Raw genomic sequence first — 20296 nt, 5'->3', positions numbered from 1 at the left:
GGGGAGACGGCCTCAGCCCCGTTCGACGACGTTGCCGACCCCTGACTTCGAGATCTCGGGGTCACCGGAGCGGTAGGTCACGCGGTTGTCGAAACCGGATGCGTGAACAGACCCCGCGGACTCGATGGTCACGGAATTCTCGACGCCCGACACGTTGACCAGCAGGCAGCCACCCTGGATCTCGATGACGTTGCGCACGCCGGAGACGCTCACCGTGCCGTCCTGGCAGATGACCGTCCGCCTGGTTTCGACGCCGCCGATGCTCAGAAAGCTGCCGGCTTCCACCGTCACGATCTGCTCGGTGGAGTCGATACGGGTCTGCGCGCCGAGACCCGGTGGCGGGTCGAGGGGTCCGCCCCCGCCGGCGATCGGCACCGGGCGGCCGTCCGAGTCGGCGGTGTCGAAGAACATCACCGCGGCGGCGACCGCGCCGGCGATCACGGCGACCAGCGCGACCGGGATCAGCCACAGCGCGGTGCTGTGCGGGCGCTTGTGCACCACTCGCTGCGGGGGAGCGTAGTACGGCGAACCGTTGTAGAGGTTCGGCTGTGCGCCGAGCTCGTTGGCCCGGGCCTGATCGGCGAGGGGCCGCTCCAGATCCCGGATACGGGCTTCAGGGTCCCCGAACGGCTCCATGGGCAGATGCTCGCACACCAGGTCAGCGCGGCTCAACGGTTCGGATTGGACGACCGGCCGAAGTGGTATCCCCAGCCCATGGTGGCACCCGGGTTCCTGGCCATCGGTAGTGGACCCGCGGGCGTCAGCGCGGCCGAGACGTTCCGCAGCAGGCATCCGCGCATCCCGGTGCGCATCGTGTCGGCCGACCCGGCGCTGCCCTACGCGAAACCGCCGCTGAGCAAGGAGTTTCTCGGGTGCGGGCACACGGATCTGGACCTGCACAGCGCCGGCTGGTTCCGGCGCCACGACATCGACCTGCTGCTGGGGGTCACGGTCGAGCACATCGACGTCGACGCCCGGGAGGTGGTCACGACCGGCGGCGCCCGATATCCGTACTGGCATCTGGTGCTCGCACCCGGCGCGGCCGCGGTGCCGCTGGACGTTCCCGGCGGGCATCGCGCCCAACGGTTGCGTAGCTTCTCCGACGCCGTGGCGCTGAAGATGGCCGCCCGGCACGCGTCGAGCGCGGTGGTGATCGGCGGCGGGCTGGTCGGTTGCGAGGCCGCCGCCCGCCTGGCCGGGCTCGGGCCGGCGACCACCGTGGTGGTGCCCGAATCGGTGCCGCTGCAGCGCCGGTTCGGGGTCGAGGTCGGCAAGCGCGTCGTCGAGATGCTCTCCGATGCCGGTGTGCGAGTGGTGCTGTCGACGACGGTGACCGCGGTCGACGACGCCGGGGTGACGCTGTCGTCGGGGGACCGGGCCGGCGGGGAGGTGGTGGTCGCGGCCACCGGAGTGCGCCCCGACATCCGACTGGCCGCCGACGCGGGCCTGGCGCTCCGTCGGGGCCGGGTGGTGGTCGACGAACACATGCGCACATCGGTGCGCAACGTCTATGCCGCAGGGGATGTCACGATCGCGCACAACGTCGCGGCGGGACGGCCGATCGTCGCGGAACACTGGCGGGACGCCACCCAACAGGGGCTCGTCGCCGGGCTCACGGCGGCGGGCCGGCCCGCTGTCTGGAACACGGTGCCCGGATTCACCTGCCGGATCGGGGATTTCGTGCTGACATACCGGGGTTGGGGCGACGGCTACGACACGTCGACGGTGACGGACAAGGACGGCGGCTTCTCCGTCGTGTACGCGGCCGGCGGTCGGGTGGTCGGCACGCTCGACGTCAGATCCAGTCCTGCTTCGTGAACGTCCGCCCGGCGGGGGTCATCCCAGCGTGAATTCCGTTGCCAGGCCGTCGATTCCGGCCTGAATGGCATCGAGGGCAGCCTTGCGCGCCTTGAGCTTGGTGGCCAGGTGCGCGCCGGTGTGCAGGGTGGCGGCCGCCTCGGCAGCGACCTGCTGGGCGCGGGGCAGTACCTGGTCGGCCTCGACGATCTCGTCGAGCCAGCCCGCTGCGATCGCCTCGTCACCGGCGAACGTCGCCGCCAGCGCGGCAGCCCGTTCGAACGCCGCCGGGGTCAGCCGCATTCGCATGATCTCCAGCGCCGAGATCGGGATGGTCATGCCGATGGCCACCTCGATGGCCTGGCAGCGCGACTTCGGCTGACCGACACGGTGATCGGCCGATAGCAGCAGGAAGGAACCCATCGCGATCGCCGGGCCGGTGGCCGCGATGATCACCGGGACCGGGAACGTCAGTGTGCGCATCGACAGTTCGAAGCCGCCGGAGAGCATGCCCAGCGCCGCGGCGGCCTCACCGGACTGGAACACCGCGAGGTCGAAGCCGCCGCTGAAAACCCGCGAATTCCCGGCGAGCACCACAGCCTTGGCTTTGTCGGCTTCGGCGCGGTCGAGCGCTTCGTTGATCGCGGCCTGCATCGCGGGCCCGAGCACGTTCACCTTGCCGTCGTCGAGGGTGATGGTGGCCACGGAGTGTGCGAGTTCGTAGGAGACGCTGCTGGTCATGGCTCGAACCTAACAGCGGGCCACGCGCCACTACGTAGCCGGGATTGCCGGCGACGGGCCGGAAACAGGTAGCCGACTACGCGGTCCGGCGCCGACACGCATTCGTAGCGTCGACAGCAGGCGCGGTGCTTGAGGGGGGTATCGCGCCCAGACCTGAGGAGGAAGCCATGCGTGCGAAGCGGAATCGGCCTGCGGAGCTGGTGGAGTCGGAACGGCGTGCCCGGCGCCGCCGGGAGCGACCGTACGGTGGCGTCCCGAAGCTGGGGCTGTGGGAGTGCGGGATCGGCTCGGCGTTCAAGTAGTAGACGGCCCGGGAAACCGGTCGTCAGCCACCCATCAGCATGCGCCATTGGTCGAGGTTGCTCGCTCGGTAGACGTAGTTGGTGTTGCGCACCTGCGACAGCGATGCGCTCGGCTCGGCGGAGTACCAGTGCCCGGGGAACACGGTCGGATCACCGGGCAGCTGCGCGAGCGCCTGCAGGCTGCGGAACATGTCGTCGACGTTGCCGCCGGGAAAGTCGGTGCGGCCGCATCCTTCGAGAAACAGCGTGTCGCCGGCGACCAGCCGTCCGTCCAGCAGGAAGCACTGGCTGCCCGGGGTGTGGCCCGGGGTGTGCAGTAGTTCGATCTCGATGTCGCCCACGGACACCTTGTCGCCGTGCTGGTGCGAGGTCAGCTCGCTGGGGGCGATGCCGGTGATCCGCGCGACCCAGTCCACCTCGTGGGCGTTGACGTGAACCGGGACGCTGACCCGCTCCAGCAACTCGGCCAGACCCTTGAGTTCAAAACCCATCATCGACCCGCCGACGTGGTCGGGGTGGTGGTGGGTGACGAGCACGCCGGACAGCCGCATGCCGTCGGCCTCCACGGCGTCGACCAGATCCTGGGCCGCATAGGCCGGATCGACGACGACGGTGTCGCCGGTCTCCCGGTCGCCGATCAGATAGGCGAAGTTGCGCATCTGCTGGGCGATCATGTCTCCGGCCGCGAAGTCCCGGCCGGACAGCAGCTGTCTGAAGTAGAGGCGGTCGGTGTGGTCCGTGGCAGCCATGAAGTCAGCGTAGGCAGTGCCGGCCCGCGCCGCCGCGAGCAGCCCCGATTCGGGGTCTAACAGCGGTTATGACCAGCGGTTTGGCGCGGTAAACGCAGAGAATGTACCCTCTTTAAGGCTCGCGGCACTTCAGCGAGCGAAGGCCCCCTTAGCTCAGTCGGCAGAGCGTTTCCATGGTAAGGAAAAGGTCAACGGTTCGATTCCGTTAGGGGGCTCGGTGGAGAAGGGCGGAGCGACCGTGTGCGTCGGCCCGGATCCGTCCGGGGCGGTGTAGCTCAGCTGGTTAGAGCGCACGACTCATAATCGTGAGGTCGGGGGATCGAGCCCCCCCACCGCTACACAAGACGAGTACGAACGTTTAACGAAGGACGACTGACGTGGCCTCCAGTACTGACGTACGGCCCAAGATCACCTTGGCCTGCGAGGTGTGCAAGCACCGTAACTACATCACCAAGAAGAACCGCCGCAACGATCCCGACCGGCTCGAGATCAAGAAGTTCTGCCCGAACTGCGGCAAGCACCAGGCGCACAAAGAGTCGCGCTAAGCGACGCGACTGGACCGTGTCTTTTCTGGACGGATACGTCGGGACGCACTTCCGTCATCCCGACCACTACGTCGTGGGGCGAGAGAAGATCCGCGAGTACGCGACCGCGGTCAAGAACGATGATCCCGCCTTCTTCGACGAGCAGGCCGCCGCGGACCTGGGTTACGACGCGCTGCTGGCCCCGCTCACCTTCATCTCGGTGTTCGGCTATCAGGCCCAGTCGGCGATGTTCGCCGCGGCCGGGATCGGCATCACCGACGCGCAGATCGTCCAGGTCGACCAGGTCCTCAAGTTCGTCCGCCCCATCAAGGCCGGTGACGAGCTGTTCTGCGACGTGTGGATCGACTCGGTGCGCCAGGCCCACGGCACCGACATCATCGTCACCAAGAACGTCGTCAGCAATCGCAACGGCGACGTTGTGCAGGAGTCCTACACAACCCTGGCGGGGCGTAGCGAAGAAGACGGAGAGAGTGGCTTTTCAGATGGCACTGCGTGAGTTCAGTTCGGTCAACGTCGGCGATCAGCTGCCCGAGAAGGTCATCCCGCTCACACGGGCCGACCTGGTCAACTATGCGGGCGTGTCCGGCGACCTGAACCCGATCCACTGGGATGACGAGATCGCCAAGCAGGTCGGTCTGGACACCGCGATCGCGCACGGCATGCTCACCATGGGTCTGGGCGGTGGCTACGTGACCGAATGGGTAGGTGATCCGGCCGCGGTCACCGAGTACAACGTGCGCTTCACCGCCGTCGTACCCGTCCCCAACGACGGCAGAGGCGCCGAGATCGTGTTCAACGGCCGGGTGAAATCGGTTGATCCCGAGTCCAAGTCGGTCACGATCGCGCTCAGCGCCACCGCCGGTGGGAAGAAGATCTTCGGCCGCGCCGTCGCTGTCGCGAAGCTCGCATAGGCAGGTTTCGGACCATGGCACTCAAGACAGACATCCGCGGGATGGTCTACAAGTACCCCGATCCCTACGTGGTGGGCCGCGAGCAGATCCGCCAGTACGCGAAGGCGGTCAAGGCCACCGATCCGGCGTCCCACGATGTGGAGGCCGCCGCCGCGCTCGGTCATCCGGGTCTGGTCGCCGGGCCGACGTTTCTGTCGATCTTCGCCGTGATGATCCAGCGGCACTTCTTCCAGCACGTCGACGTCGGCTTCGAAACCATGCAGATCGTGCAGGTGGACCAGAAGTTCCTGTTTCATCAGCACATCAAAGAAGGCGACGAGGTCACCGGTGTCATGCACATCGAGACCGTCACCGAGCGTTTCGGCGCCGACATCGTGACCACGCGCAACGTGCTGACCAACCAGCACGGTGAGGTCGTGATGGAGGCGTTCACGACCTTGATGGGCCATGAGGGCGACAACTCGATCTCGGCCGGCTGGGATCCCGAAACCGGCCAGGTGGTCCGCAAGCCCGTCCAGCACGACCTGGAGGACGTGGATTAGTAACTCGGGACCCCGGCGCGCTACACTCGGGCGTCCGGGGTTTTCCCAGTTAAGCGCGCTGTCCGTCGGCTCAGATCGACCGAACGGGGAGCGCGCGAATTGTGTGGGCCTCAAGGGACCCGTGAAGGGGCGTAGCTCAACTGGCAGAGCAGCGGTCTCCAAAACCGCAGGTTGCAGGTTCAAGTCCTGTCGCCCCTGCTCAAACTGAATACTCGACAAGTGTGGTCACCCGCCGGGTCTGGATACTGGAGGGTGTCGACATGAAACGACGATCAGACGACGATCAGATGGGATGCATGCGGTGAGCGACGAGCGCGACGGTGTCAGCTCCGCTGACACCGACAGCGGCGCACAGACCGACGACGGTGACACCCGCGGCCAGACCGCGGTCGTGACGCGTCCGCTGCGTCCCACGGGCAAGCGGTCGCGGCGCCCGGCCGGGACCGAGGGCGCCGACACGGACACCGAGCAGGCGCCCGACACCGAGGCTTCTGATTCCAAGGACGGCGGCAAGGGGCCCAAGGCCAAGAAGAAAACGGCCCGGAAGCCCAAGGACGGCCCGTCCCGTAATCCGTTCCTGTTCGTCCTCAACTACCTGAAGGAAGTTGTCGGCGAGCTGCGGAAGGTCATCTGGCCCAACCGCAAGCAGATGGTGACCTACACGACGGTCGTGCTGCTGTTCCTGGTGTTCATGGTGGCGCTGATCGGCGGCGTGGACCTGGGCCTGGCCAAGCTCGTGACCTGGATCTTCGGCTGACCGCGGGCCAGGCAGACAGTGAGAGAGGACTGAACACGTGACTAGCTTCGACGGCGAAGCGCCTTCGGGCGACACCGTCGACACCATCGACGTCGACGAGACCAACGCCGAGGTTCGCGCTGGTGCCGACGCCGAGGCCGTGGGCAGCGACGAGGACGCCGCACCCGCCGCTGAAGGTGCCGATGACGATGTCGCCGAGGCGGCTGGCGAGGACGCCGAGGACGAGGATCCGGCTGTCGCGCTCAAGAAGGAGCTGCGGCTGCAGCCGGGCGAGTGGTACGTGATCCACTCCTACGCCGGTTACGAGAACAAGGTGAAGGCCAATCTCGAGACCCGCGTGCAGAACCTGGACGTCGGCGACTACATCTTCCAGGTCGAGGTGCCCACCGAAGAGGTCACCGAGATCAAGAACGGCCAGCGCAAGCAGGTCAACCGCAAGGTGCTGCCCGGCTACATCCTGGTCCGTATGGAGCTCAACGACGAGTCGTGGGGCGCGGTGCGCAACACGCCCGGCGTGACCGGCTTCGTCGGCGCGACGTCGCGGCCGTCGCCGCTGTCGCTCGACGACGTGGTGAAGTTCCTGCTGCCGCCCGCCGCGGCCAAGAAGCCCGGCAAGGCGGCCGCGTCGTCCGCCGCGGCTGCGGCGTCGGAGACCGGCGGCATCGAGCGGCCCGTCATCGAGGTCGACTTCGAGGTGGGCGAGTCCGTCACCGTCATGGACGGCCCGTTCGCGACGCTGCCCGCGTCGATCAGCGAGGTCAACGCCGAACAGCAGAAGCTCAAGGTGCTGGTGTCGATCTTCGGACGTGAGACCCCGGTCGAACTGACCTTCAACCAGGTCGCCAAGATTTAACGCGGGCCCCAAGCCGCACTTCGAATAGAACGAGAGAAGAGAGAAAGCACAGCCATGCCCCCGAAGAAGAAGGTCGTCGGGCTGATCAAGCTGCAGATCCAGGCCGGGCAGGCCAACCCCGCCCCGCCGGTCGGACCCGCGCTCGGCCAGCACGGCGTCAACATCATGGAGTTCTGCAAGGCGTACAACGCCGCGACCGAGTCGCAGCGCGGCAACGTCATCCCCGTGGAGATCACCGTCTACGAGGACCGCAGCTTCACGTTCGCGCTGAAGACCCCGCCCGCCGCCAAGCTGCTGCTCAAGGCCGCCGGGGTGCCGAAGGGTTCGAGCGAGCCGCACAAGACCAAGGTCGCCAAGGTGACGTGGGATCAGGTGCGTGAGATCGCCGAGACCAAGAAGGAAGACCTGAACGCCAACGACATCGATCAGGCCGCCAAGATCATCGCGGGCACCGCCCGGTCGATGGGGATCACGGTCGAGTAGGACCGCATCCCGTGGAAGGGCTGGCATCGGCCCGCACCACAACTTCTGAATTAAGGAGAAATCAATGAGCAAGAACAGCAAGGCTTACAAGGAAGCCGCCGAGAAGGTCGACCGGAGCCGGCTCTACACGCCGCTGGAGGCCGCGAAGCTGGCCAAGGAGACGTCGTCGAAGAAGCAGGACGCCACCGTCGAGGTCGCGATCCGGCTCGGTGTCGACCCCCGCAAGGCCGACCAGATGGTCCGCGGCACCGTGAACCTGCCGCACGGCACCGGTAAGACCGCGCGGGTGGCCGTGTTCGCCGTCGGCGACAAGGCCGAGCAGGCGCAGGCCGCCGGCGCCGACATCGTCGGCAGCGACGACCTGATCGAGCAGATCCAGGGCGGCATGCTCGACTTCGACGCGGCGATCGCGACGCCGGACCAGATGGCCAAGGTCGGCCGCATCGCCCGTATCCTCGGCCCCCGCGGTCTGATGCCGAACCCGAAGACCGGCACGGTGACCCCGGACGTGGCCAAGGCCGTCGCGGACATCAAGGGCGGCAAGATCAACTTCCGCGTCGACAAGCAGGCCAACCTCCACTTCGTGATCGGTAAGGCGTCGTTCGACGAGAAGAAGCTCGCCGAGAACTACGGCGCCGCGCTCGACGAGGTGCTGCGCGCCAAGCCGTCCTCGTCGAAGGGCCGCTACCTGAAGAAGGTCGTCGTCTCCACCACCACGGGCCCCGGAATCCCGGTCGACCCGGCGGTGACCCGGAATTTCACGGAGGAGTAGGCGGAGCCGGATCCGACCACGCTCGACAAGAAGCCCCGCACCTGTCCGGTGCGGGGCTTCTTGGTATTTGGCTTCTGAGAGTGCTCCTCGGTCGCCGGCTTCCTGGCCCTGCCGGAGTGCCGTCCCCCACGAACGGAGACCCGGGCATCTCGGCCAGAAGTCGACGGTGTCCCCCTGGCCTACCGCGACGACGACCGAAGAGCACCCTCGCGCAGCAACATAGCACCGTGGCCGTCAATTCGGTAATCGATCGTCAAGAAAATTTCACCGACGGCCAGAAGTGGGATCTTCCAGTGCTTTCACGGGCCACAGTGTGGGACCGGCGCCGGAGCGCCCGAGGAGTGAACGCGGGGGGCAAAGTATTGGCACTGCGTGCCTTTAGGCTGCTCCGGTGCTGACGAAGCGGGCCACCACGTGTGTGGATAACCGCTGATGGGGGACTCCTGCGCGCCGGCAGGCGGCGCCGACAGCATCGGGGGACTCGGCGTCGAACACGCCGTAGAGCACCTCGTCGGTGGGGACCGACAGCGTCACCACCAGCCGGACACGCCTGCCTTCATCCGAGACGGCGGCGGTGGCCGCGTCGAGCCGCGAGACGATGTCGTCGACCGTCGTCTCGGCGAGATCGGGCAGATACCACTCCGCGAGAAAGTTCGTCGCACCCCGCACGTCGGCCATGCTCCGACGGTAAGCGAACGTCCGATGGGGACGAATCGGGAATTTCCCTATGCTTTGCGGCCGGATCGGGGTCTGGCGAGATCGCAAAATCGCCGCCGACGTGGCCCGCGGTATGTGATCGTTGTCACGTGCGTTCTCAGGCCCGTGCACTGGTGCTCGTCATCGTCTCCTTCGTCACTGTCATGGCATTGGGCGTCGCCTCCGCCTTCGTATCGGCGCTGGCGTACGGCGCCACGGCGCTGATCGTGCCGGGCACCGGGACACCGGACCCCGATATCGAGGGTTACCGAGAGAACGCCTGGAGCCGGTACATCGGACCGCTGGTGTGCACCACCGACTGTGCCGATCCGGATCTGGTCGGCATTCCGTATCCCGCCTCGTTCTGGCCGATGTCCTTTCTTCCGGGGTGGTGTGTTCCGGGCCGGTGTGAGAAGTGGGACGTCTCGGTCGACGAAGGCGTCGACCACCTGATGGCGGCGCTGGATCCGTTCCTCGGGGACTCCGACGAGGACGTCTACATCTTCGGGTACTCCCAGGGCGGCGCCGTGGTCGCCAACGCGCTGGCCGAAATCGCCGGTCGCGATCTTCCCGACGCCGTGAAAGACCGGCTCAAGGTCGTCACCATCGGAGGGATCCAGAATCCCGACGGCGGGTTGTGGCAGCGGCTGGCCTGGCTGCGCTTCCTGCTTGGGGATCCCGTGCCGATCCTCGACCTGTCCTTCGAACCGCCCATGCCGACCGATACCGGAATCGCGACCACCACAATAGGTTTCGAATACGACCCGGTAGTCTACGCCCCCCGCTACTGGGGGAACCTGTTCGCCATCGCGAACATGATCGCCGCGTTCGACACGGTGCACGGGTACTACCTTGCGCCGAACGCCGAAGATGACCTGCCGATGCCGTACGGCTACACCGACCAGACCCTGGCGCCGCAGCTCGACTGTGGGGTCAACCCCGGCAACTGTCGCTTCGACGACTTCGGCAACAGCTACATCATGATCCCTGCGACGAGCCTGCCGCTCACCGATCTCGTCCGCTCGCTGGCCGACTCGGCGGGGCTCGGCTGGCTGGCCAAGCCGTTCATCGACCTGGCTGAACCGGTACTGCGGGAGCTGGTCGACCTCGGCTACGACTGGAGCGGCAATCCGGCGGTGAGCCGGGGTTCGACGATACTGCCGTTCAACCTCTTCCAGAACTGGCTCAAGGTCGGTGTCGACCTGGTGGTGGCCGCCGTCAAGGGCGTCGAGGCCTTCATCCAGAACTTCATCCCGAAAAATGAGGTGCAGTCGCCGGACGTCGGCGAGAGCACCGAAGACGCCGCCGCGGCGATCGCATCGCAGAGCCGGTCGACGATCATCCAGACCGACGTCGGAAAGACTGCCGTCACGGAGGGCACCGTGGAGGAAGAAGCCGCGGGTACCGGGAAGGAGACCGCCACCGGCGACGAGACCACCGGCGACGAGACGGTGATCGACGAGGACGAAGTCACCACCGGTGAAGAAACAGTCACCGACGACGAGACGGTGATCGACGAGGACGAGGTCACCGTCGACCACGATGCGGTGGACATCGACGACGCAGACCAGGATGCCACCGACGCCGACACCGAGACCGCCGACCCCGACACCGAGACCGCCGACACCGAGACCGAGACCGCCGACACCGAGACCGAGACCGCCGACACCGGCACACCGGCCGCGGCCTGAGGGCCGACAGGAGGAATCCCCCGCATTCAGGCGTGCGGGGGATTCTTCTTGTCCGGCTCTGCGGTCTGACTAGGCGGCGACGGCCGGCTTCAGGTAGGTGACGAGGCTGACGTCGATCGACTCGTCGATGAAGTAGTACTGGCAGCCCTTGAGGTAACGCATGTAGCGCTGGTAGTTCTCTTCGTCGGTCGCCGCGATCGCCGCGTCCTTGTTGGCCTCAAGGCGGTCGGCCCAGATGCCGAGCGTCTTGATGTAGTGGTTGCGCAGCGACATCGTCTCAGGCACCACGAATCCGGCCTTCTCGCCGTGCTCGACCATCATCTGTGTGGTGGGCAGACGGCCGCCGGGGAAGATCTCGGTGATCATGAACTTGATGAACCGGGCCAGTTCGAACGTCAGCTTCTTCCCGCGTTCGGCCAGGTCGTAGGGGTGGTACCCGACGCTGCTCTGGATCGTCATCCGGCCGTCCTCGGGCAGGACGTCGTAACACATCTTGAAGAAGTCGTCGTAGCGCTCGAAGCCGAAGTGCTCAAACGCCTCGATGGACACGATGCGGTCGACGGGGGAGTGGAACTGCTCCCAGCCCTCCAGCCGGACATCGAACGTGCGTTCGGAGTCGAGCTTGCCCAGCAGCTGATCGCAGTAGGCCTTCTGGTTCTTCGACAAGGTCAGGCCGATGACGTTGACGTCGTACTTCTCCATCGCGCGCTGCAGGGTCAGGCCCCAGCCGCAGCCCACCTCGAGCAGCGTCATGCCGGGCTTGAGGTCGAGCTTGTCGAGGTGCTGGTCGACGTTGGCGATCTGTGCTTCCGAGAGGGTCACATTCGGCCCGGTGAAGTACGCACAGCTGTACTTACGGGTCGGGTCCTGGAAGACACCGAAGAAGTCGTCGGACAGGTCGTAGTGAGCCTGGATGTCCTCGAAATGAGGCGTCAGATCCTTCGTGCCGCTGGATTGGTCAGACATATTTCCCCTGCTTCGCCGCTTCCGGTCCATATCAACTGTGCAAGACCGTACCGAAGACGCGGCTCGGCGCTTCTGCAAACACGCGTCCTGAAGGCATCAGACTAGCGTTCGGCGTGGCACGGGAGCCAACCCGCAGGCCCGCGCTACTTGGCCAGGGTGAACTGGTTGACGTCGATGTAGCCCACCCGGAAGCCCTTTGCGCAGCCCGTCAGGTAGTGCATGTACCGGTCGTAGACCTCTTCTGACTGCACCGCGATCGCCTCGTCCCGGCGCGAGCGCAGAGCCGCGGCCCAGCAGTCCAGCGTGCGCGCGTAGTGGGGCTGCAGCGACTGCGTGCGGGTGAGGTCGAAACCCGCTGGTCTCGCATGCTGTTCGACCTTCTCGATGGACGGCAGCCGACCACCGGGGAAAATCTCGGTCAGGATGAACTTCACGAACCGGGCCACCTCGAAGGTCAGCGGCATCCCGCGCTCGGTCATCTGGGGCATCGTCAGCGCGGTGATGGTGTGCAGCAGCATTACGCCGTCCTCGGGCAGTGCCCGGGCGGCCATGGCGAAGAAGTCGTCGTAGCGGTCGAACCCGAAGTGCTCGAACGCGCCGATCGAGACGATGCGGTCGACGGGTTCGTCGAACTGCTCCCAGCCGGTCAGCAGGACGCGTTTGCGTCTGCTGTCGCCTGATTCCGCGAACAGCCGCTCGACGTGAGCCTTCTGGTTCGCGCTGAGCGTCAGTCCGACGACGTCGACGTCGTAGGACTCCACGGCGCGCATCATCACCGACCCCCAGCCGCAGCCGACGTCCAGCAGCGTCATTCCCGGCTCCAGACCGAGTTTTCCGAGTGCGAGATCGACCTTGGCCAGCTGCGCTTCCTCCAAAGTCATGTCCTCGCGTTCGAAGTACGCGCAGCTGTAGGTCTGGGACGGATCGAGGAACAAGCGGAAGAACTCGTCCGAGAGGTCATAGTGCGCCTGCACGTCGTCGAAGTGAGGCGTGAGATTGCGTTTCGAGGCCAAGACGGCCTTCCCCGGACACAGCCCGAAGAGAATCTCCTGTAAGACGGCGCGTCGTGCCCTGCCGAGGATGCTACGCGCACTTCACCGAACGTGCTTTGACGCGAAAGTCAGGGAGCTTCGGCGAACGTGGTCTTCAGTTCTCCGACGATGTCGTCCCACAGGGGCTCGGGCAATTCGTGGCCCATGCCGTCGAACAACACGAGGCGGGCGCCGGGGATCGCCCGGGCGACGGCCCGGCCGCCCGACGGCCGCATCAGCTTGTCCGCCTTGCCGTGGATGACCACCGTCGGCGCGGTCGTCTGCCGGTTGTAGCGCCGGAGGCTGCCGCTGCCCAGGATCGCGGCGAAGTGCCTGGCGACCCCGGCCGGGTAGTAGCTGCGGTCGTACCCTTCGATCGCATCGGCGCGCAGCCGCTCCTCGGCCGCCGGATAACCCGGGCTGCCGATGATCCGGGCCACCCGCACCGCGTTCTCGATGACCGCCTCGCGATCAGAACCCTTGGGGCGCTGCAGAATCGCGGCGAGTTGGCGTGGTCCGGGAGGCGGCAGTGCCGCCTGGTTGTTGCTGGAGAAGATTACCCCGAGCGATCTGGTACGGACCTGGTGGCGGGCGGCGAAGATCTGGGCGATCATGCCGCCCATCGACCCGCCCACCACGTGCGCGCTGTCGATGGACAGGTGGTCGAGCAGCGCCGCCGCGTCGTCGGCCATGTCTTCGAGCGTGTACGCGGCGGGGCTCGGCAGCCCGACCAGTGACCGCGCCATCCGCGGCACCAGCGGGGCACCGGAATGGTGGTGGGGCAGCTTGCTGGACAGGCCGACGTCGCGGTTGTCGAACCGGATGACCCGCAGGCCCTGGTCGGTGAGCTTCTCGCAGAAACCCTTGCGCCACAACAGCAATTGGGCGCCCAGGCCCATGATCAGGAGAACGGCCGGGTCGTTCGGGTCGCCCATGTCCTCGTAGTGGATGTCCAGCTCACCCGACTTCGCCGTCCCTACCCGGACCTCCACCAAACCTCCAGTGTCTTGTCGCTGTTCATGTGCCCGCTTACCACTATGACAATGTGTGACATCTGCGGCGAACAGCAGGTACCCCGTGAGGAAAGAGATGTGAGAGTGCGCCTGCCCGTGTAGCGTTTTGCGCGGCCGGCTGAGGCCGGTGAGCTGTTGCCCGAAGTCGCCGTCGAGTCGTGCTTCGGCACGTCGTGGAACCGGTACGGCATGGAGCACCGGTTTGCCCGCGTCGCGAACATGGACTGGACCGACGTCACCGACATGCTCAGCGTGCGGGCGCGATAGCGGTCAGGTTTCCAGTTCGTCGGAATGCTCGCGACTGACCTCCACCATGAAGTTCGCGAAGTACCCCGTCAGCGCCGGATCGCTCATCATCTGCCAGTTCGGCGCCAACAGCTTCATGTAGCGCTCCACGTAAAGGAACTGTTTGCCGATGAGCACCAGCTCGCGCGGAAGCTTCACGTCGTACGCGTCGGCAAGTGCGGAGAGCTGCTTGCCGATCTCGGCGTAACTCAGATCGCCCAGCGACTTCAGTGTCAGCGGGGTGGCAAACTTCTCCAGGTCCTTGGCGGCCTCGGCTTCGGGCTTGACGGTCCCGACCGCGCCCATCAGCACGACGATCTTGCCCGCGGCGGCGTGGTCCTTCTTGACCAGCAGCGCGTACACCAGTTCGCGCAGCAGCCACCGGGTGCGCGGGTCGATGCGGCCCATGATGCCGAAGTCGAAGAACACGATCTTGCCGTCGTCGTCGACGTACAGGTTGCCCGCGTGGAGATCGCCGTGGAACAGGCCGTGGCGGAGGCCGCCCTCGAACACGCTGAACAGCAGCGCCTTGACCAGCCCCGTGCCGTCGAACCCCTTCTTGCGGATCGCGGCGACGTCGTCGATGCGCACACCCGTCACGCGCTCCATCGTCAGCACCCGCTCGCTGGTCAGGTCCCAGTACACCTGCGGCACCCGGATGTTCTTGCCGAGCGGGGAGGCGTGCATGTGCGCGACCCACGCGTCCATCGACTGCGCCTCCAACCGGAAGTCGAGTTCCTCGGCCAGATTGTCGGCGAAATCGGCTACCACATCCTGCGCGGAGAGCCGCTGCCCGAGCTTGGCGAACTCGACCAGGCGGGCGCCGCGCTTGAGGATCTGCAGGTCGGCGGCGACCCGGCGGCGGATGCCCGGCCGCTGGATCTTGACCACCACCTCCTCGCCGGTGTGCAGGGTGGCGTAGTGGACCTGGGCGATGGAGGCCGACGCGAACGGCTTCTCGTCGAACGACTTGAACAGATTCTGCGGCTCGTTGCCGAGTTCCTCCCTGAACAGTTTGTGAACGGCGTCGGTGTCGGCCGGCGGCACCCGGTCCAGCAGGCTGCGGAACTCGCGGCTGAGTGGTTCACCGAAGGCACCCGGGCTGGATGCGATGATCTGGCCGAACTTGACGTAGGTGGGTCCGAGATCGGCGAATGCCTGCGGGACCTCTTTGACGATCTTCTGCGCAAGAGAGCCGCGTCCGGTGAGTTTGGTCAGGACGCGCGCGCCGGTCCGGGTGATCTGCCAGCCGGTCGCTCCGATGCGGGCTGCCTCGGCCGGAAGCGGTACCCGGTCCAGCCTGGCAACGTCGCGGTGGGATGGTTTCCGCGGTGCAGTCATCTCTGCAGTGTCTCAAAAGCCGCGAGGCGGGCGAAAAAGCTGTGGATCAGGTCACACGGCAGAAAGCGCGTCGCTCAGGCGGCGCACATGCCGGGCGGGGCGACGGCGACCGCGGCGGAGGTGCTGTCGGTCAGCTTGGCCCCCGGTGAGGGTTTCTGACCGCACACCTCCCACGTCGCCGGGTTCATCGGCGTGTGCGCGGTGGTGTTGATGACCCTGGTGCCGAGTTCGCGACCGGTGATCCCGGAAAACATCTCCTTGGCGGTCTGCAGCGTCATGCCCTCGAACGAGGGCATTTCCATCGGCTCGGGCTGCGCGGTGGCGCTGGCCATTCCCAACGCTGCGGCGGTGAGCGTGGCTGCGGTACAGCCCGCGGCGAGGAACTTTCGCATCGATCTCCCCCTCGGTGACTGGTTCGGCCCCCCGGCCCTCACTCACGCTAACCCATGTGCCGCGCTCAGGCGAAGGCGTCTTCGAGTTCGGTCCGGGTCCGCACCGGATCGTCGCCCGGCCGGTAGGACGGCAGTGTGTGCGGCGCCAGCTCCGGGTCGAGACCGTCGGTGACGCGCGCTCTGGCCTGTTCGAATTCCGGGACCGGGCCCGATGCGGCGTGCAATCCGTTGATGACAGACCACACCATGGCGCGCCGCGCCGTGCGCTCCAGGATGTTCGGATCGCGATGCTGGATCAGGCCTTTCGCCCAGGACGGCATCGCGTCGCGCATCGCCCAGTTGAGTGCGGCCTGCGGCAGCGGCAGATTCGGGCCGGTGGCCATCGCGGTGCCGTAGGTGACCGCCAGCTTGGGCAGATAGGACTTCAGGCAGTCCAGTGTCTCGGCCTTGGTGGTGGGCAGGTCGGTGCCGCCGAGCGCGTGCCCGACCCGAACGAACTCCCCGTAGTAGCGGTCGAGCTTCTTACCGCGCAGCGGCTGCGGGTGGTAGAGCTCGTGGGCGGTGGCGATACCCCACACCACCGTCGCGTAGTTCCAGCGCAGCCACTCGGGGTCGTCGGCGTCGTACCTGGCGCCGTCCGGACGGGTTCCCTTGACGGTGTGGTGCATCGAGCGCACCGCCAGCGCGAGGCGTTCCGCGGTCGCGGTCGAGCCGTAGGCGGTGCCGATGAAGAACGCGACCGAATGGCCGAGCCGGACCAGCGCGCCCTTGGGGTCGATCTCGGGCATCGGATCGTCTCTGGACTCCGGCTTGACGAGGCGCGAGTGGTGGATGCCCATCCAGTAGATCGACGGGTCGAGACGCTCGATGAACGCCGCGCACTGCAGTCCGAACACCAGCGCCTCCATGTGCGAGTGCACGTGCCAGACGGCGCTGCCGGGCCCGAACCAGCCGGGATCGCCGAGCGGACCGGCGAAGTCCATCCCCTTGAAGAAGTGCCGACGGATGTCCTGGTCGAACCGTTTGTCCACCACGTTCTGCACGGCCTGCTGGGCGATCTGATGCGGCAGGAACATTCGGGCGCCTCCGAAAAGTTGGTCACGGGTGTGCCCAGAATATCGTCTGGGTACGCCTGTGGCCAGAACCACTACGCTGTAGCGGTGTCCAATGCCCCGTCCAGATCGGCGGCGACCCCGCCGGCGGCCATTCCGGTGGCGAGCCCGACGAGGTGGGCGGGTGTGTCGCTGGCCGACCGACGGGCCGAGCGTCGCGCGCTGCTCGTCGAAGCCGCGTTCCGGCTGTTCGGCGACGGCGGTGAGCCCGCGGTGTCGGTGCGCTCGGTGTCCCGGGAGGCCGGGCTGAACACCCGTTACTTCTATGAGAGCTTTCGTGACACCGACGACCTGCTGGGCGCGGTGTACGACCGGGTGAGCGCCGAACTCGCCGCGGTGGTCGAGGAGGCGATGTCCCGGGCCGGAGAGTCCCTGCCCGCGCGCACCCGCGCGGGGATGACCGCGGTGTTGCACTTCAGTTCCGCCGACCCGCGTCGCGGACGGGTGCTGTTCACTGATGCGCGGGCCAACCCGGTGCTGACGGCGCGACGGGCCGCCACCCAGGATCTGCTGCGGGAGGCGGTGCTGACCGAAGGGTGGCGGCTGCACCCCGACTCCGACCCGACGGCTGCGGTGGTGGGCGCCGCGATGTACACCGGCGCGATGGCCGAACTCGCCCAGCAGTGGCTGGCGGGGCACCTCGGTGACGACCTCGAGGCCGTGGTCGGCTACGCGCTGCGGCTCGTGCTGCGCTAACTCCTCTGCCGCCGAAATTGCACCCAGCGCGATGATTCGGCGACTTGACGCGCGTGGAATGCGATTTCGGCGCTTGAGAAGGGCGGCTCGTCAGTCAGGCTGGGGAAGACGCCGGGGTGAACGGCTTGAGCCACTCGGTCTCGGGCCAGCCCTCCAGCCCGGCGACCAACTCGTACAGGGTGGCGCCGTCGATGCTCTCCCGGATGATGTCGCCCTGGCCGGCGTGCCGGGCGAGCTCCTCGATCATGTGGAAGAACACCCAGCGCACCGACCAGGCTGGCACATCCTTGGGAAACCACGGCACCTGCTGCGGAATGGGTACTGCCGCACCGAGGTCGCATGTCTGCAACAGGTGCAGCGTCTAGGTGTTCTGCCGGTCGAACGCGGTCAGGAGGTCGGCGAGGGTCTCGTCGTCGCGCATCACGAACTGGTCGTCGTAATCGGCGGCCTGATCCTGAATCGGACGCGTGTCGCTCTCGCACATGTGCGGCGCGGCGGCCACCCGCTCCATCCAGCCGCGTTGGCAGAAGGTGACGTGCTTGATCAGCCCGCCGATCGACATCGCGCTCACCGACGGCTTGGACCGCGCCTGGGCGTCGGTGAGGCCGTACGCGATCGCGTGGAACGCATACTGCTGCGCGCGCAGGTACTCGGTGAGTCCGGCTCGCTCGTCGGCGATCGGAGGGGGCATGGCAGGCATATCAGTTCTCCTTGGAGGTGTGGATGAAAAGGTCACGGAGCAAAGCGATTTCAGCTCCGTGGTGGATCACTTCGCGGTTGATGTGCAGCACCAGCGTCGCCATCGGCTCGTCGGCGTACGGACCCTCGGCGGGGCCGCACGGCGCGGCGAGGTCGGAGTCGGTGAGGGCGCGCACGCCCGACGTCCAGCCGCGGTACGCGTCGTCGAGCTGGCGCAGTGCGGTCTCGGCGTCCGCGGCGTAGTCCCACGTCTGGTAGTCGGCCGGCGGGCCGCCGAAATGTGAGTGGGTGCGCATCGCGAGCACGCCGACGATCACGTGTGCCATCCGCCAGGCGATCGTGGTGAACGGCTCAGGCCGCGGCGGTGGATACGCGAAGTCCGGAAACAGCCGCGCGCCGTCCCTGCGCACGGTCCAGCAGCCGGGCACCGGTTCCCAGAAGTACTCCTCGTCGGTGAGGCCGTCGAGGCGGGGCCGGAGCTGACGGGTCCAGTGCCAGTCGAGCTGCTCGGCCAGGGAGGAAGCGACGTCGGTGCTCATGGAGTACACCCTGGCAGCCATTGAGGACAGTTTCTGTCCTACAACTGAGGCAGACTGTCGACATGGCGGAGACGACCGGCCGGACACTGCAGCTGCTGGGTCTGTTGCAGTCGCGCCGGGTGTGGAGTGGCGAGGAACTCGCCGAGCGGCTCGGGGTGACGACGCGCAGCGTGCGGCGCGATGTCGACCGGCTCCGGGAGCTGGGCTATCCGGTGCACGCCAGCACCGGGCACGGCGGCGGCTACCAGCTCGGCGCCGGCGCCGCGCTGCCGCCGCTGCTGCTCGACCCGGACGAGGCCGTGGCCATGGCGGTCTGTCTGCGGGTGGCTGCGGGAGGCAGCGTGGCCGGGGTGGGCGAGTCGGCGCTGCGGGCACTGAGCAAGCTGGATCAGGTGATGCCGGCGCGGCTGCGCTCGCAGGTCGCCGCTGTCCACGACACGACGGTGACGCTGGGATCGGCGACCGACACCCCGGTTGAGCCCGACGTGCTGATGACGCTCGCGCGCGCCAGCCGCGACCACGAGCACGTCACCGCCGGCTACGTGGACGTCCGCGGGAACGTGACCCGGCGGCGGCTGGAGCCGTATCAGCTGGTGACGACCGGGCGGCGCTGGTATCTGCTGTGCTTTGACCGAGACCGCGACGACTGGCGCAGCCTGCGGCTGGACCGGATGTCGGACGTGCACGCGGTGGGAACGACGTTCACGCCGCGGGAAGCGCCCGACGCCGCCGCCTACGTGCAGCACGCGATCTCGTCGTCGCCCTACCCGTACGTGGCGCGGGTGCGGTACTTCGCCCCGCGGGACGCGGTCGCTCGGGTGTTCCCCGCGGCGTCGGTGACCGTGCAGTCCGACGGGCCGTACGCGTGCATCCTGACCACCGGCGCCGACGACCCTGAACGCATGGTGCCGTGGCTGGCCATGCCGGGCTGCGACTTCGAGGTGCTGGAACCGCCCGAGGTCATCGCCGCGGTGCGGGTGGTGGCGGACCGGATCGCGCGCGCGGCCCGCAGATGACGGTCAGCCCGTCAGATCACCAGTCCCCGATGGCCGGGCCGGTCGGGAAGCCGCCGCGGAACGGCCGGGACTTGCTGCCCTGGACCGCTTTGGTGCTGTCGCGGACCTCGCCCTGCGCGTGCACGATCCCGGCGTCGGCGACGCGCGCCTCGGAGATGCCGCGCGCGACACCGAAGTCGTTGATCCGGATCACGGAGTTCTCCGAGGCCTGCCGGCTCTTCACGGTCGGGCCGGGGGCCACCTTCCGAACGTCCGCCTCTGCCGAGCCTGCGCCAAGGCCGATGAACGCGGCCGCGCCGAACGCGCCGATAGCTGCTATTCCGAGCACTTTCGCGGTGCGGGCGAGGGCTCGGGAGGGGGCGGTCAT

Annotated in this window: 26 protein-coding genes, 3 tRNA genes and 1 pseudogene; 17 read left to right on the top strand and 13 right to left on the bottom strand. The window is 67.1% G+C overall.

Annotation, left to right across the window (positions count from 1 at the left end):
- Window positions 1–12 precede the first annotated feature (12 nt).
- Window positions 13–636, bottom strand: a complete 624-nt coding sequence (locus tag ACTWP6_RS08420; protein ID WP_443187358.1) for a DUF3060 domain-containing protein — start codon at window positions 634–636, stop codon at window positions 13–15.
- Window positions 637–714: 78 nt separating this feature from the next.
- Between ACTWP6_RS08420 and ACTWP6_RS08415 the strand changes: the two genes are divergently transcribed.
- Window positions 715–1818: an NAD(P)/FAD-dependent oxidoreductase gene (locus ACTWP6_RS08415; RefSeq protein ID WP_260757153.1), complete on the top strand. Its 1104-nt coding sequence runs from the start codon at window positions 715–717 to the stop codon at window positions 1816–1818.
- A gap of 18 nt (window positions 1819–1836) precedes the next feature.
- On the opposite strand, the gene ACTWP6_RS08410 is transcribed toward ACTWP6_RS08415, so the two are convergent.
- Complete coding sequence (locus ACTWP6_RS08410) at window positions 1837–2538, bottom strand: crotonase/enoyl-CoA hydratase family protein (RefSeq protein WP_443187357.1); 702 nt, start codon at window positions 2536–2538, stop codon at window positions 1837–1839.
- A gap of 167 nt (window positions 2539–2705) precedes the next feature.
- Here ACTWP6_RS08410 and ACTWP6_RS08405 point away from each other — a divergent pair, with 167 nt between their 5' ends.
- Complete coding sequence (locus ACTWP6_RS08405) at window positions 2706–2840, top strand: hypothetical protein (RefSeq protein ID WP_260757156.1); 135 nt, start codon at window positions 2706–2708, stop codon at window positions 2838–2840.
- A gap of 23 nt (window positions 2841–2863) precedes the next feature.
- Here the strand turns inward: ACTWP6_RS08405 and ACTWP6_RS08400 are convergent, their stop codons facing one another.
- Complete coding sequence (locus ACTWP6_RS08400; RefSeq protein ID WP_443187356.1) at window positions 2864–3589, bottom strand: MBL fold metallo-hydrolase; 726 nt, start codon at window positions 3587–3589, stop codon at window positions 2864–2866.
- A gap of 142 nt (window positions 3590–3731) precedes the next feature.
- Here ACTWP6_RS08400 and ACTWP6_RS08395 point away from each other — a divergent pair.
- From ACTWP6_RS08395 to rplA, 11 genes are all read left to right on the top strand, one after another.
- Window positions 3732–3804, top strand: a tRNA-Thr gene (locus ACTWP6_RS08395).
- Between the two features lie 49 nt (window positions 3805–3853).
- A tRNA-Met gene (locus ACTWP6_RS08390) sits at window positions 3854–3927 on the top strand.
- A gap of 39 nt (window positions 3928–3966) precedes the next feature.
- The gene (gene rpmG, locus ACTWP6_RS08385; protein WP_003929651.1) at window positions 3967–4134 is read left to right on the top strand and encodes a 50S ribosomal protein L33; all 168 of its coding nucleotides are present in this window, start codon (window positions 3967–3969) and stop codon (window positions 4132–4134) included.
- 16 nt (window positions 4135–4150) lie between these two features.
- A complete protein-coding gene (hadA, locus tag ACTWP6_RS08380) occupies window positions 4151–4630 on the top strand; it encodes a (3R)-hydroxyacyl-ACP dehydratase subunit HadA (protein WP_260757169.1) in 480 nt (159 codons plus the stop codon).
- Window positions 4617–5045, top strand: coding sequence for a (3R)-hydroxyacyl-ACP dehydratase subunit HadB (hadB, locus tag ACTWP6_RS08375; RefSeq protein ID WP_443187355.1), 429 nt, complete (start codon window positions 4617–4619; stop codon window positions 5043–5045). The genes hadA and hadB overlap by 14 nt, the downstream gene beginning before the upstream one ends.
- Window positions 5046–5059: 14 nt before the next feature.
- Complete coding sequence (gene hadC / locus ACTWP6_RS08370; protein ID WP_260757170.1) at window positions 5060–5587, top strand: (3R)-hydroxyacyl-ACP dehydratase subunit HadC; 528 nt, start codon at window positions 5060–5062, stop codon at window positions 5585–5587.
- Between the two features lie 125 nt (window positions 5588–5712).
- A tRNA-Trp gene (locus ACTWP6_RS08365) sits at window positions 5713–5785 on the top strand.
- 103 nt (window positions 5786–5888) lie between these two features.
- Window positions 5889–6344, top strand: coding sequence for a preprotein translocase subunit SecE (gene secE, locus ACTWP6_RS08360; protein WP_260757171.1), 456 nt, complete (start codon window positions 5889–5891; stop codon window positions 6342–6344).
- A gap of 37 nt (window positions 6345–6381) precedes the next feature.
- Entirely contained in the window at window positions 6382–7197 is an 816-nt protein-coding gene (gene nusG, locus ACTWP6_RS08355; protein ID WP_260757172.1) for a transcription termination/antitermination protein NusG, read from the top strand.
- A 54-nt stretch (window positions 7198–7251) separates the two neighbouring features.
- Window positions 7252–7680 (top strand): 50S ribosomal protein L11, encoded by a 429-nt coding sequence (gene rplK, locus ACTWP6_RS08350; RefSeq protein ID WP_260757173.1) that lies wholly within the window; start codon window positions 7252–7254, stop codon window positions 7678–7680.
- Between the two features lie 64 nt (window positions 7681–7744).
- Window positions 7745–8452 carry a 50S ribosomal protein L1 gene (rplA, locus tag ACTWP6_RS08345; protein WP_260757174.1) on the top strand — a complete coding sequence of 236 codons (708 nt, stop codon included), beginning with the start codon at window positions 7745–7747 and terminating at the stop codon, window positions 8450–8452.
- Window positions 8453–8830: 378 nt separating this feature from the next.
- On the opposite strand, the gene ACTWP6_RS08340 is transcribed toward rplA, so the two are convergent.
- Window positions 8831–9130, bottom strand: a complete 300-nt coding sequence (locus tag ACTWP6_RS08340) for a hypothetical protein (protein WP_260757175.1) — start codon at window positions 9128–9130, stop codon at window positions 8831–8833.
- 128 nt (window positions 9131–9258) lie between these two features.
- Here ACTWP6_RS08340 and ACTWP6_RS08335 point away from each other — a divergent pair, with 128 nt between their 5' ends.
- Window positions 9259–10839, top strand: a complete 1581-nt coding sequence (locus tag ACTWP6_RS08335; protein WP_443187354.1) for a PE-PPE domain-containing protein — start codon at window positions 9259–9261, stop codon at window positions 10837–10839.
- 69 nt (window positions 10840–10908) lie between these two features.
- On the opposite strand, the gene ACTWP6_RS08330 is transcribed toward ACTWP6_RS08335, so the two are convergent.
- From ACTWP6_RS08330 to ACTWP6_RS08320, 3 genes are all read right to left on the bottom strand, one after another.
- A complete protein-coding gene (locus ACTWP6_RS08330) occupies window positions 10909–11805 on the bottom strand; it encodes a cyclopropane mycolic acid synthase family methyltransferase (RefSeq protein WP_443187353.1) in 897 nt (298 codons plus the stop codon).
- A 143-nt stretch (window positions 11806–11948) separates the two neighbouring features.
- A complete protein-coding gene (locus tag ACTWP6_RS08325) occupies window positions 11949–12818 on the bottom strand; it encodes a cyclopropane mycolic acid synthase family methyltransferase (RefSeq protein WP_260757178.1) in 870 nt (289 codons plus the stop codon).
- A gap of 107 nt (window positions 12819–12925) precedes the next feature.
- On the bottom strand, window positions 12926–13828 hold the full coding sequence (locus ACTWP6_RS08320) for an alpha/beta fold hydrolase (protein ID WP_443187352.1): 903 nt from the start codon (window positions 13826–13828) through the stop codon (window positions 12926–12928).
- A gap of 156 nt (window positions 13829–13984) precedes the next feature.
- Here ACTWP6_RS08320 and ACTWP6_RS08315 point away from each other — a divergent pair, with 156 nt between their 5' ends.
- Window positions 13985–14116 (top strand): hypothetical protein, encoded by a 132-nt coding sequence (locus ACTWP6_RS08315; RefSeq protein WP_443187351.1) that lies wholly within the window; start codon window positions 13985–13987, stop codon window positions 14114–14116.
- A gap of 3 nt (window positions 14117–14119) precedes the next feature.
- Here ACTWP6_RS08315 and ACTWP6_RS08310 read toward each other — a convergent pair whose 3' ends face one another.
- The 3 genes from ACTWP6_RS08310 to ACTWP6_RS08300 all read right to left on the bottom strand — a co-directional run bounded on the left by ACTWP6_RS08310 (window position 14120) and on the right by ACTWP6_RS08300 (window position 16943).
- The gene (locus ACTWP6_RS08310) at window positions 14120–15475 is read right to left on the bottom strand and encodes an ABC1 kinase family protein (protein WP_443187350.1); all 1356 of its coding nucleotides are present in this window, start codon (window positions 15473–15475) and stop codon (window positions 14120–14122) included.
- A 74-nt stretch (window positions 15476–15549) separates the two neighbouring features.
- Window positions 15550–15867: a hypothetical protein gene (locus ACTWP6_RS08305; RefSeq protein WP_260757181.1), complete on the bottom strand. Its 318-nt coding sequence runs from the start codon at window positions 15865–15867 to the stop codon at window positions 15550–15552.
- A gap of 65 nt (window positions 15868–15932) precedes the next feature.
- The gene (locus ACTWP6_RS08300) at window positions 15933–16943 is read right to left on the bottom strand and encodes an oxygenase MpaB family protein (protein WP_443187349.1); all 1011 of its coding nucleotides are present in this window, start codon (window positions 16941–16943) and stop codon (window positions 15933–15935) included.
- Window positions 16944–17078: 135 nt separating this feature from the next.
- Between ACTWP6_RS08300 and ACTWP6_RS08295 the strand changes: the two genes are divergently transcribed.
- Window positions 17079–17675, top strand: a complete 597-nt coding sequence (locus ACTWP6_RS08295) for a TetR/AcrR family transcriptional regulator (RefSeq protein WP_443187417.1) — start codon at window positions 17079–17081, stop codon at window positions 17673–17675.
- Between the two features lie 94 nt (window positions 17676–17769).
- Here ACTWP6_RS08295 and ACTWP6_RS08290 read toward each other — a convergent pair.
- Both ACTWP6_RS08290 and ACTWP6_RS08285 read right to left on the bottom strand, forming a co-directional pair.
- Window positions 17770–18375, bottom strand: a pseudogene (locus tag ACTWP6_RS08290) (DinB family protein).
- Window position 18376: 1 nt separating this feature from the next.
- Window positions 18377–18913: a DinB family protein gene (locus tag ACTWP6_RS08285; protein ID WP_443187348.1), complete on the bottom strand. Its 537-nt coding sequence runs from the start codon at window positions 18911–18913 to the stop codon at window positions 18377–18379.
- Between the two features lie 62 nt (window positions 18914–18975).
- Here ACTWP6_RS08285 and ACTWP6_RS08280 point away from each other — a divergent pair, with 62 nt between their 5' ends.
- Window positions 18976–19929, top strand: a complete 954-nt coding sequence (locus ACTWP6_RS08280; RefSeq protein WP_260757185.1) for a helix-turn-helix transcriptional regulator — start codon at window positions 18976–18978, stop codon at window positions 19927–19929.
- A 16-nt stretch (window positions 19930–19945) separates the two neighbouring features.
- Here the strand turns inward: ACTWP6_RS08280 and ACTWP6_RS08275 are convergent, their stop codons facing one another.
- Window positions 19946–20296 carry a hypothetical protein gene (locus ACTWP6_RS08275; protein ID WP_260757186.1) on the bottom strand — a complete coding sequence of 117 codons (351 nt, stop codon included), beginning with the start codon at window positions 20294–20296 and terminating at the stop codon, window positions 19946–19948.

It is taken from the genome of Mycobacterium sp. 4D054, from assembly GCF_052245755.1.
Lineage (GTDB): Bacteria > Actinomycetota > Actinomycetes > Mycobacteriales > Mycobacteriaceae > Mycobacterium.
The sequence above is the reverse complement of the archived record's forward strand: the minus strand, read 5'-3'. Positions and strand labels throughout refer to the sequence as shown.

What these genes read in the sequence shown, in the direction of transcription:
- ACTWP6_RS08410 (WP_443187357.1), bottom strand. Translation starts at nt 2,538, where the DNA reads ATGACCAGCAGCGTCTCCTACGAACTCGCACACTCCGTGGCCACCATC.
- ACTWP6_RS08400 (WP_443187356.1), bottom strand. Translation starts at nt 3,589, where the DNA reads ATGGCTGCCACGGACCACACCGACCGCCTCTACTTCAGACAGCTGCTG.
- ACTWP6_RS08310 (WP_443187350.1), bottom strand. Translation starts at nt 15,475, where the DNA reads ATGACTGCACCGCGGAAACCATCCCACCGCGACGTTGCCAGGCTGGAC.
- ACTWP6_RS08305 (WP_260757181.1), bottom strand. Translation starts at nt 15,867, where the DNA reads ATGCGAAAGTTCCTCGCCGCGGGCTGTACCGCAGCCACGCTCACCGCC.
- ACTWP6_RS08420 (WP_443187358.1), bottom strand. Translation starts at nt 636, where the DNA reads ATGGAGCCGTTCGGGGACCCTGAAGCCCGTATCCGGGATCTGGAGCGG.
- ACTWP6_RS08330 (WP_443187353.1), bottom strand. Translation starts at nt 11,805, where the DNA reads ATGTCTGACCAATCCAGCGGCACGAAGGATCTGACGCCTCATTTCGAG.
- ACTWP6_RS08280 (WP_260757185.1), top strand. Translation starts at nt 18,976, where the DNA reads ATGGCGGAGACGACCGGCCGGACACTGCAGCTGCTGGGTCTGTTGCAG.
- ACTWP6_RS08285 (WP_443187348.1), bottom strand. Translation starts at nt 18,913, where the DNA reads ATGAGCACCGACGTCGCTTCCTCCCTGGCCGAGCAGCTCGACTGGCAC.
- ACTWP6_RS08405 (WP_260757156.1), top strand. Translation starts at nt 2,706, where the DNA reads ATGCGTGCGAAGCGGAATCGGCCTGCGGAGCTGGTGGAGTCGGAACGG.
- ACTWP6_RS08415 (WP_260757153.1), top strand. Translation starts at nt 715, where the DNA reads ATGGTGGCACCCGGGTTCCTGGCCATCGGTAGTGGACCCGCGGGCGTC.
- rplA (WP_260757174.1), top strand. Translation starts at nt 7,745, where the DNA reads ATGAGCAAGAACAGCAAGGCTTACAAGGAAGCCGCCGAGAAGGTCGAC.
- ACTWP6_RS08340 (WP_260757175.1), bottom strand. Translation starts at nt 9,130, where the DNA reads ATGGCCGACGTGCGGGGTGCGACGAACTTTCTCGCGGAGTGGTATCTG.
- ACTWP6_RS08275 (WP_260757186.1), bottom strand. Translation starts at nt 20,296, where the DNA reads ATGACCGCCCCCTCCCGAGCCCTCGCCCGCACCGCGAAAGTGCTCGGA.
- ACTWP6_RS08300 (WP_443187349.1), bottom strand. Translation starts at nt 16,943, where the DNA reads ATGTTCCTGCCGCATCAGATCGCCCAGCAGGCCGTGCAGAACGTGGTG.
- hadB (WP_443187355.1), top strand. Translation starts at nt 4,617, where the DNA reads ATGGCACTGCGTGAGTTCAGTTCGGTCAACGTCGGCGATCAGCTGCCC.
- hadC (WP_260757170.1), top strand. Translation starts at nt 5,060, where the DNA reads ATGGCACTCAAGACAGACATCCGCGGGATGGTCTACAAGTACCCCGAT.
- rplK (WP_260757173.1), top strand. Translation starts at nt 7,252, where the DNA reads ATGCCCCCGAAGAAGAAGGTCGTCGGGCTGATCAAGCTGCAGATCCAG.